Source organism: Atopobium sp. oral taxon 199 str. F0494 (genome assembly GCF_000411555.1).
Lineage (GTDB): Bacteria > Actinomycetota > Coriobacteriia > Coriobacteriales > Atopobiaceae > Lancefieldella.
In genome coordinates this window covers 94,800-109,537 of the sequence record NZ_KE150486.1, presented here as the reverse complement: position 1 = coordinate 109,537, position 14,738 = coordinate 94,800, and the positions used below count along the sequence as shown (strand labels likewise).

12 protein-coding genes are annotated in these 14,738 nt (G+C 53.6%); 3 read left to right on the top strand and 9 right to left on the bottom strand.

Annotated features, from left to right (window positions below):
- Positions 1-145 precede the first annotated feature (145 nt).
- The 5 genes from HMPREF1527_RS00430 to HMPREF1527_RS00410 form a co-directional block, all read right to left on the bottom strand.
- A complete protein-coding gene (locus HMPREF1527_RS00430; RefSeq protein WP_016476729.1) occupies positions 146-535 on the bottom strand; it encodes a heavy-metal-associated domain-containing protein in 390 nt (129 codons plus the stop codon).
- Positions 536-843: 308 nt separating this feature from the next.
- A complete protein-coding gene (locus HMPREF1527_RS00425) occupies positions 844-1,248 on the bottom strand; it encodes a flavodoxin domain-containing protein (RefSeq protein ID WP_016476728.1) in 405 nt (134 codons plus the stop codon).
- Positions 1,249-1,317: 69 nt separating this feature from the next.
- A complete protein-coding gene (locus HMPREF1527_RS00420; protein WP_016476727.1) occupies positions 1,318-2,019 on the bottom strand; it encodes a DUF3793 family protein in 702 nt (233 codons plus the stop codon).
- A gap of 500 nt (positions 2,020-2,519) precedes the next feature.
- Entirely contained in the window at positions 2,520-4,634 is a 2,115-nt protein-coding gene (locus HMPREF1527_RS00415) for a heavy metal translocating P-type ATPase (RefSeq protein WP_016476726.1), read from the bottom strand.
- 3 nt (positions 4,635-4,637) lie between these two features.
- A complete protein-coding gene (locus HMPREF1527_RS00410; protein WP_016476725.1) occupies positions 4,638-4,943 on the bottom strand; it encodes a DUF1490 family protein in 306 nt (101 codons plus the stop codon).
- A gap of 255 nt (positions 4,944-5,198) precedes the next feature.
- Here HMPREF1527_RS00410 and HMPREF1527_RS00405 point away from each other — a divergent pair, with 255 nt between their 5' ends.
- The 3 genes from HMPREF1527_RS00405 to HMPREF1527_RS00395 are packed head-to-tail and all read left to right on the top strand — an operon-like array spanning position 5,199 to position 7,498.
- The gene (locus HMPREF1527_RS00405) at positions 5,199-5,762 is read left to right on the top strand and encodes a glutathione peroxidase (RefSeq protein ID WP_016476724.1); all 564 of its coding nucleotides are present in this window, start codon (positions 5,199-5,201) and stop codon (positions 5,760-5,762) included.
- Positions 5,763-5,775: 13 nt separating this feature from the next.
- Positions 5,776-6,267, top strand: coding sequence for a MarR family winged helix-turn-helix transcriptional regulator (locus HMPREF1527_RS00400; protein ID WP_232209507.1), 492 nt, complete (start codon positions 5,776-5,778; stop codon positions 6,265-6,267).
- A 10-nt stretch (positions 6,268-6,277) separates the two neighbouring features.
- Positions 6,278-7,498, top strand: a complete 1,221-nt coding sequence (locus tag HMPREF1527_RS00395; protein ID WP_016476722.1) for a cation diffusion facilitator family transporter — start codon at positions 6,278-6,280, stop codon at positions 7,496-7,498.
- 946 nt (positions 7,499-8,444) lie between these two features.
- On the opposite strand, the gene HMPREF1527_RS00390 is transcribed toward HMPREF1527_RS00395, so the two are convergent.
- The 4 genes from HMPREF1527_RS00390 to HMPREF1527_RS00375 all read right to left on the bottom strand — a co-directional run bounded on the left by HMPREF1527_RS00390 (position 8,445) and on the right by HMPREF1527_RS00375 (position 14,711).
- Entirely contained in the window at positions 8,445-11,105 is a 2,661-nt protein-coding gene (locus HMPREF1527_RS00390; RefSeq protein WP_016476721.1) for a ferrous iron transporter B, read from the bottom strand.
- A gap of 11 nt (positions 11,106-11,116) precedes the next feature.
- Positions 11,117-11,347: a ferrous iron transport protein A gene (locus tag HMPREF1527_RS00385; protein ID WP_003150399.1), complete on the bottom strand. Its 231-nt coding sequence runs from the start codon at positions 11,345-11,347 to the stop codon at positions 11,117-11,119.
- 61 nt (positions 11,348-11,408) lie between these two features.
- A complete protein-coding gene (locus HMPREF1527_RS00380) occupies positions 11,409-11,663 on the bottom strand; it encodes a FeoA family protein (protein WP_016476720.1) in 255 nt (84 codons plus the stop codon).
- Positions 11,664-11,798: 135 nt separating this feature from the next.
- The gene (locus HMPREF1527_RS00375; protein ID WP_016476719.1) at positions 11,799-14,711 is read right to left on the bottom strand and encodes a phosphoenolpyruvate carboxylase; all 2,913 of its coding nucleotides are present in this window, start codon (positions 14,709-14,711) and stop codon (positions 11,799-11,801) included.
- Between the last annotated feature and the right edge of the window lie 27 nt (positions 14,712-14,738).

Here is a 14,738-nt window from a genome sequence, read left to right as displayed (position 1 = left end):
GGCTTGTGTAAGTCGGCGCGGAGCTTGTACGAAGCTCACGCGGAGGATTGAGCGAGTCTGTGCGGAGTTTTTGTGACCGTTGTGATGATTCGGTGCGGCTGCTGCAATGATTTGGCACGGCAGCAGCGGAGATTCGCCGTGGCGTTTACGCAAGAAGCCTATAGCCTGCGGATTCGACGGCCTTCCTATACGCGTCAACATCAAGCGGAGACTTTGAACGAACGCGAGCCTGACCGCCCGCAAGCGTAACTGTCGCCCAAGTTCCCGGTACGGAATCAAGCGCTGCAGTCACATGGCGAACGCAGTTCTCGCACGTCATTCCGCCGATTTCGTAGGTTGCTACATACGGATAATGGGACTCGTCCTGATCCTTCGGGGCCGCAACCTCAGGGGCTTTTGCGGTATTGCAGGTTGAGACGCCGGTGCCTTCATCGCTGCAGCAGCCCTTTTTACCCGAGGCAACGCCTACAAATCTGCGTACCGCAATAACAAGTATCAACACGACAATGATGCCGATAACGATATTGATATCCATAGTCACCGCTCCCCTTCTTGTATGCGCGCTTCGCACGTCTTCTGGTGTACCACAACACCGTTTGTGTGCACTGCACGCCGTTCTCGTACACTGCGTGCGCCTCACGCGTCATTCCCGCACGTCGCTTCCGTCCACCGCACGCGTATCTTAGTTATATATGGTGAACTTTCTTTCACCTCTCTGCAAGTGAATATGCCAGAGGATACCTACTGCACGCGCAAAGCTTGCGATAGTACTCCTACGCAAAGAAGAACCCGGAAATTCCGGGTTCTTCTCGCCAAGTCAATTTCAAGCAGAGGGACTCGGAGCTAGGCCGAAAGCTTCGCGCCAAGCGCCTGCAGCGCAGTGATTGCCTCGTCATCGGGCTCAAGGTTGCAGATGAGCGTCTCGACAACATTGACGCCTGCTGCCTCGGCATTCTCGCGCCATGTGTCCATCCAGTCACCGGTACCCCAGTCATACGAACCAAAAAGGGCAACGGGCTTACCGTCAAATTTGGAAGCGCAGTCGTTCCAAATTTCCTCGAAATCGGGATCGAGCTCTTCGTCGCCCATCGCAGGGCAGCCAAACGCAAAGGCGTCATAGTCAGCTACGGAATCCGGCGAGAAGGTTGAAACCTCAATGGCCTCGGTTCCGGCGGCAGAAGCAAGTTCATTAGCCATGGCCTCGGTGTTTCCGGTCTGGGACCAGTACACAACAGCAACTTTACTCATGTTTCCTCCTTTTGCCCGAATTATCGGGCCTCGCCCAAGCTTAGTCGCATAAGCTCGGGAATTTCCATCTTATGCAGCAGATACATTGGTATCGCCTGAAGACTGAAGTAATGCGAAAAGTGACTCTCCTTGAGAAAATCTTGTGCGAAAAGCCTGTTCAGCAGTGGCAAGCCTTTTGAAGCGCACGCGAGCAGCCTCCACGTTTCCGTAAGCTCGCCACGGACCGCGGCAAGTCTCGCGCCCTCCTGATATAAAACCTTTAACGTCTTCAAGGGGATATCCGAGAATAACCCCAATTTCATGCGGATACTTCTGTGACAAGCCGCAGTGATATCGTGTCAGTCTCGCGCGGAAGTCCCTTATGACGCGCTGCCAGGAAGACGGCATGAAACCGCGCTCACGCAAAAACTCTTGCGTCTGAACATCTGAAATGATGCGCTCTACCTGATCGGCTCGGTATACGAGAAAATGAACCCTCGTACTCACGGGACTGATCGGTAAAATTTTTATACCAAAAAGCTCCACTTCATAAGCAAAATCGCACATCATCGACCGATACTGCGCCACAGGGCATGCTCGCAAAACACATGACGAACACCGGGAAGTGATTTTAAATGAATACACGGCAGCAGGTTTTACTCCGGCAATAACACCGGCAGCGGAACGCACGAAAGCGCCTATGAACTCTTGGCAAAAATCTGACGAGAAGAGCTTCTCGCAATGCGATGGCGCGTGCATATCAGAACTATCTGACAGAGGCGTAACGTCCACAAAGCTCCTTTCGCACAAAGTGGCGACGCCAGCCAGGTAGGAGCTGGCATCGCCGAGAGGTACCGGTTGCTTGGGGAGAGGGGTCCAAGTTCCGGTCGGATAAAACAGACTCGAAAACCAAGACTACACAGATTAGAAGACAGGCCGCAGCCAGCGCTCACCGTGCGAGTTAGTCTCGGTTAACATGAAAAGTGTAAACCATGTTTAACTATTTGCCTAGAGTCTTTTTTAACTTTTGAGCATTCGGCGCTGGGGCCGGATAAGAAGTCTATTAGCATTTCCAAAAAAGTGCCACAGTTGTGATAAAAATACTTCACAACTCATGGCATTTTTAGGGGATTTATCACAACTGATGCCTTTTTTAGGAGTTTTCATATCACAACTCATGCACTTTTTTGGAATCGCCTCGCGCAAACACCTACATGCAAGTACTTCTCGCCTCGCGTGCACCTACATGCAAGTACTTCTCGCCTCTGCATGGCACCTACACGCAAGTACATTTACGTGAGAGCGCCTGTCAACAATGGTCGCGTATTAGCCACCGTCACCGCAAAGGTCAACTCATTATGCAGCGACGCCGCCGTTGTCGTAGTGATAAGCCCGGTCACGCCTCCGGCAATAAATCCCGTGTTCAAAGCGACAATGGCTCGATAATCACGATGAATGCGCTGCATCACGCGCTGCGAAAGCAGGCGCATAACAACCAGCGATTCAAGCGACGCATTGCGAATGGAAATGTCCGCGACGGCTCGCGCGATATCGCTTGCGTCCGACATTGCCAGCGACACGTCCGATGCCGCCAGCGCTGGCGAGTCGTTGATGCCATCGCCGACCATAGCGACGGTATAACCTTCCGCCCGGTACTTCTCGACGTAAGAGCGCTTGTCCTCCGGAAGCACACGCGAAATGTATTCGTCAAGGCCAAGCTGCGCCGCCACATTTGCAGCGACATTTTCGGAATCGCCTGTCAACATCACAAAGCGCTTGACGCCCAATGCACGCAGCCGCGAGATGACCGAAGCAGCCTCTTCGCGCAGCGGGTCACTGATGCAGATTGCGCCTACCAGCTTTCCGTCTTCCGCCATGTAAATAATGGACGCGGTTGGCGCCGATGCGTAAATGCGCTCACGTGCGCCGTCCGGATACACCACGCCCTCATCGTCAAACAGAAAGTGCGAGGAGCCTATGCAGACTTCCTTACCGTTGACCTGCGTGCGAATACCATGTGCCACAACATATTTGACCTCAGCGTGGAGCTCTTTTTGGTGATCAAGGCCACGGCGCTCGGCCTCGGAGACAATCGCGCGAGCCATGCTGTGCGGAAAGTGCTCCTCAATACAGGCAGCCAGCTTCAAAAGCTCGTTTTCAGAGCGGTCGTCAAAGCTAATGACACCCTCAACATGCGGTACGGCTCGGGTCAGAGTGCCCGTTTTGTCAAAAACGATAAGATCGGCGGCGGCGAACTTCTCGAGATATTTACCGCCTTTGACAGTCATTCCAAACTTGGCGGCCTCATCCATCGCGCTGCCCACGGCAACCGGCGTCGACAGCTTAATGGCGCACGAATAATCGACCATCAACACCGTCATGGCCTTTTGGATGTTGCGCGTTATAGCGAGAAGAGCGAAGAACGCCACGAAGTTATAGGGAACCAGCGCGTCAGACAGACGTTCAGCCTTTGACTGAGCTCCAGCTTTAAGCTGAGCCGACTGCTCAACCATCTCAACGATACCGTCAATGCGAGAAACGCCGGGAGGCGCGGTAACCCGAATCTTCAAATCACCGTCTTCAAGAGCTGTACCTGCATAAACGGTAGAACCTTCATGCTTGTGCACAAGACGGGACTCTCCGGTCATGGACGCTTCGTTAAGCTCGCCCTCACCCTCCACGACACTGCCATCAACAGGCAAAACACTGCCCGCGTTAAGATGCAGAATCTGTCCTTTTGTGACGGATGCAATAGGGATGCGAACGTCCTGACCGTCAATAACTACCCAGACGTTATCGGCTCGGGTAATCAAGCCGTTGCGCAGCGCAAGACGCGCGCGGCTGGCTACATGATCTTCCATAACGCCCGACAGGTTAAGCAGGAACATGATTTGGCCTGCTTCTCCCCAATTACCGCTCATGATGGATGCGGAAATGGCCGCCGCGTCAAGAAGTTCAACCTTGAGCTCGCGCTGCACAAGACGCTGCCAGCCCGCTCTCAAAAACGGAACGGCGCGAAGCATCACCCAAACGCGCTGCATAACCAAAGGAAGTGGCAGGAAGCGGAACAGCCACCGGCGCATAAAGACATAGACCAGCTGCATCTGAAAGCGGTTATTCTCGCTTGCCATCTCAATGGCATTGCAAAAGTCTTCAAGGCCCGCTTCGTCTTCGCGAGGAAGTTTAAGCGGGTCAAAGGCCGCTATAAAAGCCAGAACCTCCGCGCGCTTCGCGGGGTCGAACCGCACCAGCAACGAGCAGTTGGCGGGATGGACTTCCGCATGCCGCACCAGCCCCGAACGCATAAGGTCATAGGCGATACCGCGAGCTTCTCCCTCATCAATGAAACCAAGGTCGCACCGCATACGGATGCGACCGGCTATTTCATTTGTAATGGTAAAACGCATGCGTTATGCCTGAGCGCCTTCGGTATCAATCTGCTTGATGACCTCTTCGCGAATACCTTCTTCCAGCTGAGCCAGGCGGGCGTCAACCGCTGCCTGAATCTTAGCCTCACGACGAGCTTCGGCAACGACGTCGTTAGCCTCATCGACAACATTTTGCGTTTCCGCAGCGACACAATCAGAAACACGCAGACCGCAGGCGGTCGCCTTCACCGCTGCCTTATGAAGCGTTCCGTTTGACGCGAAACCTGCGACAACGCCAGCAAGAGCCGCACCAGCAGCGCCAATACAAAAGCCAGTTCTCTTCTTCATAGCAACTCCTTATCCTTTATGCTTCCCTTCCCGCGCAAGACTGCACGACAAGAAGTAGTGCAACAAAATAGCGTATTTGACCATACGAAGTTTTTCGCCACAATGCAAGACTCAATTTCACTTTTTTGGATTCTGGAATTCTGAATTCTGGAAATTTAAATTGTGCACAATTTATCTCTTGCACAAGCGAGAAAACCGCTACACTTCTCTTGTCCCCACTAACGGAGACAAGAGATTCACTACGAAAGGATCACCATGAGCACCAACATATATGATTTGTCTGTTACCGACCGCACGGGCACGTCCGTTCCTCTTTCCTCCTATAAGGGAAAGGTGCTGCTTGTTGTCAACACCGCGACCGGCTGCGGTTTCACCCCGCAGTACGAGGACCTGGAGAAGATTTATTCCGAGTTTCGCGACAAGGGCTTTGAGATTCTCGACTTCCCGTGCAACCAATTTGCCGGCCAGGCTCCTGAATCTGACGATGAAATTCATCAATTCTGCACCATGAAATTCGGGACTGAGTTTCCACAGTTCAAGAAAATTGATGTCAACGGCGAGACAGCAGATCCACTCTTTTCTCGCCTTGCCACCACGCTGCCGTTTAAGGGATTCGGCCACAGCCCCAAAGCGCTTCTGCTCAAGCCTTTCTCGGATAAGAACAACAAACAATTTGGCGACAAGGCCTACATCATGTGGAACTTCACCAAGTTTTTGATTGACCGAAAGGGCAATCTTGTCTCGCGCTTTGAACCAACGGTCGACATGAAAAAGGTTGAAGCCGCCGTTAAGGACCTCGTTGAGACCAATGTCGAATAAGAGCGAGCTTTCCGTGAATGACACATCCCCGCAAGACGCGCCCGAAAGCAGTATGTCCCTCGAGGACATGCTGCTTCTCGACAATCAACTGTGCTTTCCGCTCTACGCGACAGCTAAAGAGGTGGTGAGGCGCTACACACCATTTCTGGCGCCGTTTGACCTCACCTACACGCAATACATCGCTATGATGGTTTTGTGGGAGACAAAAACCGTCGGCGTTAGCGAGCTTGGCGAGCGCCTCATGCTTGACTCGGGAACCTTAACTCCCCTGCTTCGTAAGCTTGAAGACAAGAAGTATCTGGTTCGCGAGAAGAGCAAAGTAGACGGTCGTCGGCTGGTTGTCTCACTTACGCAAGAGGGAGCCTCCCTCAAGCACAAAATGACTGTCGTTCCGCAAGAAATGGGGAGCTGCGTGCACTTATCGCCAGCAGAAATCTCCGAGTTGAAAAGGCTGCTCAAAAAGGTAACGGACAATATTCTCAAGAGCGCGGACAGCCGCGAGTAAAGAAGGCGTCATGAGCGATACCTCACATACCTCACATCATCCCGGAACAAACTCCGCGGCAGGCCGTGTCCATGTGCGAAATCGCGAGAAGGTCATTGTTCGCACCAGCATTATCGGCATCGCAGTAAATGTGGCGCTTGCCGCGTTCAAAGCCGCGGTCGGGCTGCTTTCAAATTCCATCGCGGTAGTGCTTGACGCTGTCAACAACCTGTCCGATGCCATCTCGTCCATCATCACGATTGCGGGCACCAAGCTTTCCAACCGCGAAGCTGACCGTGAGCATCCGTTTGGCCACGGGCGCATCGAATACATCACCACGACCGTTATCGCCGCAATTATCATGTACGCGGGCATCTCTTCGCTGATAGAGTCCATTAAAGGGATTGTGAACCCTGAAACGCCCGCCTACTCCACCACCTCATTAGTCATCATTGCCGTGGCGGTTGTCGTAAAAATTCTTCTCGGGCGCTTTGTGCAGGCCAAGGGCCGGCAAGTCCACTCCGACACGCTCATTGCTTCAGGCTCCGATGCCCTGTTCGACGCTGTGATTTCCACGTCAGTCCTCGCCGCCGCGTTGATTTTCACGTTCACGAGCATCAGCTTGGAAGCGTACGTTGGCGTCGTGATTGCGGGCTTCATCATCAAGGCTGCCATTGAGATGTTCAGAGACGCCATGAAAGAGATCATCGGCATGCGCTCGGACTCCGAGCTTTCCATCCGCGTTGCCGAAATTGTCGCGAATGATCCCGAAGCTGAAGGAGTATACGACCTCATCCTGCACAGCTACGGACCCGACCGCTATGTTGGCTCATTTCACACCGAGATTTCCGACCAGATGACGGCAAGCGAGATTGACACCATGACACGCCGTCTGACCAATGAAATCTATGACCAGACGGACGGCCAGATTATCATGGCCGCAATCGGCATCTACGCGCGCAACACGCAGGACAACGCCGTCATCGAAATGCGCACGGAAGTCACCAAAATTGCCATGCAGCATGGCGGCGTCATTCAGGTCCACGGATTCACGGCCAACATGGACGAAAAATACATGGCGTTCGATATGGTCGTTGTCTTTGGCATTGACTCCGAAGCACTTATGCACCATATCATGAACGACATTAGCGAGAAGTACCCGGATTTCTCGCTCAACATTAAAATCGACCGCGATACCAGCGATCTTGCTTCCATGTCCTGCGAGTTGGATGCCGATCCATACCGGAAGTAAGCCGGCAGCACACCGTTTGCAGCGCGAGCACGCTTGCGGCCGCAGGTACACTTGCGCTGCGAGTGCGTTTGCGTTGTGGGTACGTTTGCGGTCGCGGGTACACTTGCGGCTGCGAACACGTTTGCAGTCGCCTATAGCGTGCGCACATGCCGCGACACTCTCCCCAATATCTCCCTCTCTTTCACAACATCTTCTAAAATCGCTGTAAAAAGGGGCGAGCCGCCGACACCCAGAGTCAGCGGCTCGTGTTCTTTGCCTAGAAAGTAGGGAGAGGGTCTACCATCTCAGGCATGTGGAACCAAAGAAGAGAACGATTAGGGAAATCGTCTCCCGGAAAGGAAGTAATCCGTTCCGTGGTGTAAGAATAAGTTAACCTGATGATACTTTCTAGTCAGAAGGCACTTCTCGCTATTCCTTCACAAAATCTCCAAAGTTAGATTTGACTTACTTCGTATTGTCCCACTCAATCCTGCTGCTTTGCTTGGCAGCCCTTCTGAATTCCATATTCTTTTCAAAGAGATACATGAGCTGCGACAGAAGATTCCAGATTTAGGCATGAGTTGTGATATGAAAACTCCTAAAAAAGGCATCAGTTGTGATAAATCCCCTAAAAATGCCATGAGTTGTGAAGTATTTTTATCACAACTGTGGCACTTTTTTGGAATTGCGAGCGGAACTGTGAAGATACAACCAGCGTATCGGAAATACAGCCAAAGCCTCGATAAACGCGCATGAAAAAGCATGAGAAAACAACAGGAAGCGAGAGAAAAAGTAAGCTTACTTGTAAAACAGACTGCAAGCACACTAAATGCCTGCAGCCTGTTTGAAAATCCTCGTTGATCCCCTATCCCCTAGACACGGGTACCGTAGGTGACCTGAACGCCGTGAGCAGCCCGGGTACTCCAAATACCCTAGGACGCCCAGACGCGATTCTCGCCTTTAGCCTTTACTTCGCAGAAGCAACGTTCAGGCTGGAGAGAATCTTGTCGTCTTTTTTATCCCACTTGGGAACCGGACGGAAGAGCTGGAAGAGAATGGCCGCCAGGAAGATCAACGCGACCACGGTCCACACGCCAAACGTGCCGAGAACAAAGAGTTCCCAAAGCTGATTGATAATCAAGCCGACGACCCAGGCAAAGATGCACTGATAGCCAATGGCAAACCAGAACCACTTGGGGCTGTCCATCTGACGACGGATAGTACCAATTGCGGCGAAGCACGGAGCGTCAAGCATATTGAACGCCACAAACGCGCACATAGCGCCGACGTGGAGAACGCCGTTGGGATCGGTAAACATGCTGCCGAAGCCGGTCCACATGGTAACGGACTTCTCCGAAGCTTCACCCAGACCGTACAGAACGCCAAAGGTGGAAACAAGGTTCTCCTTCGCGATAAGCGCGGAGATAGACGCCGCGGTGGCTTGCCAGTTTGCAAAACCAAGCGGTGCGAAAATAACGCTCAGGAAGCCGCCAACAGCCGCAAGCAGCGAGTAGTCCATAACAGCGTCAGGAGCGCCGTCAAAGCCGGGAAGGAACCCGAAGGCGCCATTGCCACCGTCCCAGGTAGCCCAGCCGAAGTTGGAAAGAGCCCAGATACCGACAGCTGCGGCAAAGATAATCGTACCCGCTTTTACGATATAAGCGGAGATGCGCTCCCACACGTGCATGGCCCACGATCTGATGGACGGCATGTGGTAGTCCGGCAGCTCCATGACGAACGGAGCGGGCTCGCCGGCAAAGGGCTTCGTCTTCTTCAGCATAATCGCCGAAATGATAATAGCGGCAACGCCCATGAAGTAGAACATGGGGGCAATCCACCAGTCGCTGGAGCCACCGATAAGAACGCCCATGACTAAGGCGATGATCGGCTGCTTAGCAGAGCACGGAATCATCGTGGTAAGCATGGCGGTCATACGACGGTCCTTCTCGTTTTCAATAGTACGCGTAGAAAGAACGCCGGGAACGCCACAGCCAGAAGAAATCAGAAGCGGAATGAAGGACTTGCCGGACAGACCAAAGCGACGGAACACACGGTCCATAACGAAGGCCACACGGCTCATGTAGCCGCAGTCCTCAAGGAAGGACAGCAAGATGAAGAAGACGAGCATCTGCGGAATGAAGCCAAGAACGGCACCAACGCCGCCAATGATACCGTCAACGACCAGGCTGACAACAGCAGGACTTGCACCTGCTCCCTCAAGAGCATCCTTCACCACGTCAGGAATACTTGGTGACCAGACGCCGTAATCGGAAGCCTCGGGTTCAGTGGCCGCGCCCTCGATAGCAGTCTTAAAGCCATCAGCGGTTACGCCGCCGGCTGTCTTGAGCACCTGACCTTCAGCAAGAATCGGCTGACCATCAGCATCCAGTCTGACCGGATTATCATCGGTATCAATCAGGTTGCCGTCCTCATCATGCAGTGGCGTGGTTGTCGCAATGACATTTTGCTTGGAGGCTTCCTCAATGAAATTCGCGAGGTCCTCAGAGTCCCATTCCTTTGCCTCAACCGCAGCTTTAGCGGCCTCAACATCAATGCCAGCCTCTTCAGCGGCGTCAAAGTAGGCGTCGATGGTATCTCCGTAGTGGTGCTCATCAAATTCTTCTTTGGCCTCGTTATATTCAGCATCACCAATGCCAAACACATGGAAGCCTTCACCGAACAGGTTATCGTTCACCCAGTCGGTCGCGGCGGTGCCCACCGTTGAAATGGCCAGGAAATATACGAGTGTCATAACCGCGATAAAGATAGGAAGACCCAGGATACGATTGGTAACGATGCGGTCGATCTTCTCGGAACGCGTCAGCTTCTTGGGAGCCTTCTTAACGGCCGCCGCCATGACCGTTGCAATCCACTCGTAGCGGTCAGACGTAATAATCGACTCCGCGTCATCATCGCGAGACTTCTCGACAGCAGAAATAATGTCTTCAAGCTGGGCGTCCTTCTCGGCAGAAAGACCGAGAGGAGCGATGGCAGACGCGTCGCGCTCAAAGACCTTAATGGAGTACCAGCGAGAAAGCGCGGCGGGAGCGGCGTCGGCGATAAGGTCGGCAATCTTTTCGAGCGCCTTTTCCACCTCTGGCGAGAAGCACTTGGGACCCTGCGAAGGCACACCCTTCTTGCCAGCCTCAACTGCGGTCTTAACGAGTTCCGTAACGTTTGTGTTGCGCAGCGCTGAAACCTCGACGACAGGTACGCCGAGCTTCTCGGACAACACTGCCGTATCAATGACGTCGCCGCGCTCCTTGAGCAGGTCGATCATGTTCAGACCGACAACTACCGGACGACCCGCCTCAAGAACCTGCGTCGTCAGATAGAGGTTGCGCTCGAGGTTGGTAACGTCAAGCAGGTTGATGATGGCGTCGGGGCGCTCGTTTACGATGTAGTCTCGCGAAACCGTTTCTTCAGGAGAGTACGGTGACAACGAGTAAATGCCAGGCAAATCGACAAAGGTGACGTTTTTATCGGCGCGCCATGTCGCCTGCTTCTTTTCAACGGTAACGCCCGGCCAGTTGCCAACGTATCCGTTTGAGCCAGTAAGCTCGTTAAACAAAGTGGTCTTACCGCAGTTTGGGTTACCTGCGAGACCGATGATGGTTTTATCGGACATCCGCTACTCCTCTAGTGAACATCGGTGACTTCGATACTTGCCGCTTCATCCTTGCGGATGGAGAGCTCATAGCCGCGAACGGTGAGCTCAATAGGGTCACCGAGCGGGGCAACCTTTTTTACATGAACCTCAGTTCCTTTGGTAAGGCCCATATCCATGATGCGGCGCTTCACCGCACCGGTGCCAGTCAATTTGGCAACAGTGCAACTCTGCCCCACCTTCACTTCCTTCAGAGTGGACATGTTTCCTCCTTTTGCCAGCTTTCTGGCACATCAAGCCGCAAAATGCAGCGTTATACAACGATTAAAGAGTCACCATGATGTGACTGGACATTTGACGATTGAGACCTAAGCGAGCGCCTTTAACGCTCACAATCACGTCTCCATTGACGCGTGAAGCGACCGTCACCTCAGCTCCCTCGACAAATCCCAAAGTTGCCAGATGCTGGCGCAGCTCAGACGCTCCTTTAACCTGCACGATACGGGCAGTCTCGCCCTCGCCAAGCATTGCCAGCGGAAGCTGAGACGTCCCTTGAGTGTCTGTATGTTCTACGGCCATACCTCTCCCAACATGTAACAGCAAGCTCACTAAGTTCGCCATAATGAACTTTTATCAGAGTTAGTATAGGCGCATAAGTTATACAAATTCAACTTTAATTATCAAAAAGTTAGCCAACTTCATCTTTGCTGCATATCAGCCGGTATTTTGCAAGCCCGCAGCTACGCCGGACACCGTGCAGAGAATGAGATAGAGGAAGCGTTCGCGCTCTTCCGGCGTCAGCGTCTCCTTGCGAATGCGCAGTTCAGACAAGGCGTGTACCTGCGTGACAGAAAGCACGTTCACAAAGGGAAGGCGCAAACGGATAACCGGACCAAGCACGCGACGGTTCTCGAGCGGCCATTTATTACCCGTAATGGCCAGCACCCATTTGCGGGTCAAAGCCATTTCCGAGAGCACCATTTCCGCAAGATCATCGCGATTGTCCAGCGAGAGATACAGTCGAGCTATGCGCGTATCAACTTTTGAAAGCGACATCTCTATGTTGTCGATAAACGTTGTAAACAGTGGCCATTCCTTATATGCCGAACGCAAGCGGCCCAAATCTCCCACCGCCTCGCACGCGGTGCCCAAACCATACCAGGCAGCCAGATTGATGCGCGCCTGCGACCAAGAAAAAATCCACGGAATCGCGCGAAGATCTTCCAGCGACTTCGCGCCAAGACCGCGCTTGGCAGGTCGTGATCCGATGGGGAGAAGACCAATCTCCGTCAGCGGAGTCACCGCGGAAAACCACTCGGCAAAACCTTCGGCGTCCAAAAGACTATGGAATCGTTCCTGAGAGGTGCGGTCAAGCTCAATCGCAAGGTCAGTATATTTATCCGTCGTTTCGGTGATACGTCGCTCCACAGATGGAGCCGACTGCAAAAGCGTGGCGCCGGCGACCGACTCCACATGGCGGCGAGCCAGTGTCGGATCTCCATAGCGAGCAAAAATAACCTCTCCCTGCTCGGTAAGCTTAAAGCGACAGTTCACCGAACCCTTTGGCTGGGACAGGACGGCGCGGTTCGCAGGTCCTCCTCCGCGTCCGACAGCGCCGCCACGCCCGTGCATCAAAACGAGGTCGATATCGTGCTTCTCGGCCCATTGCGCAAGGGCTGCCTGCGTAGCATGAAGTACCAACGTAGCTGAGGTAGGACCGGCTTCCTTGGAAGAGTCGGAATACCCCAGCATCACTTCGAGCCGGCGATGCGTCTGCGCAAGACGGCGCTGCACGTCTGGCAGCTGGATAACCTTTTCCATTGTCGTTACAGCGCTTTCAAGGTCCTCAAGCTGCTCAAATAAAGGAATGACGTCAAGCACGGGAGCGTCTTCCTCATGCGAAAACGAGAGGCGCGCCAATTTGTAGACGTTTTCTATATCCTCAGCCGTTCTCGTGAAAGAAATGATATAGCGCCGTGCCGCGTTGACGCCGTTCTTGCGTTGGATAGAGCCGATGGCACGGAAGGTGTCCATCACCTCGTGCGTCATATGGTCAAGCTCGCCCTTCTCTCCCGCTCGGCCATGCTTGAGGATATCCTCAAGCGCGCGCTTGTGCACCAGCGAATGCTGACGGAATTCCATCTCAACAAGGTGGAACCCAAAGGTTTGCGCTTGCCAGATAAGCTTTTGCATGGGGCCGTACGCGGCGCGGACAGCACCGGCCTGAGCCAGAGAATCCTGAACAATGCGCAGATCAGCAATGTACTCGTCCGCGTTTTGATACATGAGATCGGAATTGCGTTTGATAGTAGCGTTCAGACGGTCGGAAATGACGCGCATCGTGGCGCGATGCAGCTCGGACCCCGCCTTGTCAAACGCGTGAGATGACAGTGACTCACTCATTTCGGTCTGATGACTCCACAGCTGCGCAAGCTCGTCTGAAGGCGGCGTTGAAATGCCATCAAGCGTCAAAGAGCGAGAAATTTCATGCGTCGCTCGGGCAAGGGCGTCCAGCACGTGCACACGATACTTCTCGGCAACCTTGCGAGAAACCCGCGCGGTCACGTTAGGATTTCCATCCCTATCAGAACCAATCCAGCTGCCCGGGTGGAAAAACGGCGGACAGACGGGAGGCACTGTACCGGCAAGCTCTCCGAGTTCCCAATCATCAAAGCGACGATACACGCTGGGCACCATCTCAAAAAGCGTTGCATCAAAGATGTTCAAAATGGTATCGGCTTCTTCGAGAGGCGTTGGTTTTTTGTGGGCAATCGGAGACGTGCGGAACAGCGCGTCAATCTCCTCAAGCATGCGGCGCTCGTTCTCAAGACGCGCGATGCCGCCCAAATCGGAGCGCTCATCCAACAGCTCGGAGATAGTGCGGATACGCTTCTCGATAGTTTTTCGGCGCGCTTCCGTAGGATGGGCGGTAAAGACAGGATGGAACTCCAGGCGCTCAAGGCGCTTTCGAGCGACTTCTTCACCGCATTCATCAATGAGCTGGCGGTATGCCACGGTAATATCATTGATAGGGTCATCGACCGACGTAGTAGACACCGATGCCTCACGGGCGCGCAGACTCTGTACGCGGTAGTTTTCCTCGCAGAGGTTAGCGAGGTGGAAGTAGGTTACAAACGCCCGCATCAAAAGGGTGGATTTTCCGACCGAAAGATCATCAATCTTTGAAGCAAACTGCAAAAACGAGTTGAGCGACTTTTTCTCCGCGTCAGCCGTCCGCGCGGAGTCGATAGCCGCCGCAATGGAAGCCACAAAGCCCGCCGGCGACCCTTTTCCACTCACACGCATCTCTTCAAGGCGCGCCGCCGTATCATCGGGGCCGGCGGCAATGGCGTTTATCAGCAGCGTATCAAAGCTCACACGAAGTTCGACATCATACTCAGACAGCACCTTGCGCACCAGGCGCAAAAAAAGCGCCAGATTATCACGCAGCTCAGCCGGAGCGTTCACCGCGTCAATGACTGTGCGAGCCGCCGCAATCTCAGCGTCGCGACGCTCTATACCATAGTCACCGCGATGCACAGCGCCTCGAATCTCATCAAGATCCTGGCGAACAGCACGCGCCTCTTCTCTGCCGGAGCGAATCGTATCTCTACCACTGTCAGACATTGCAAGGAGTTCCCTTCAAATCCGAAC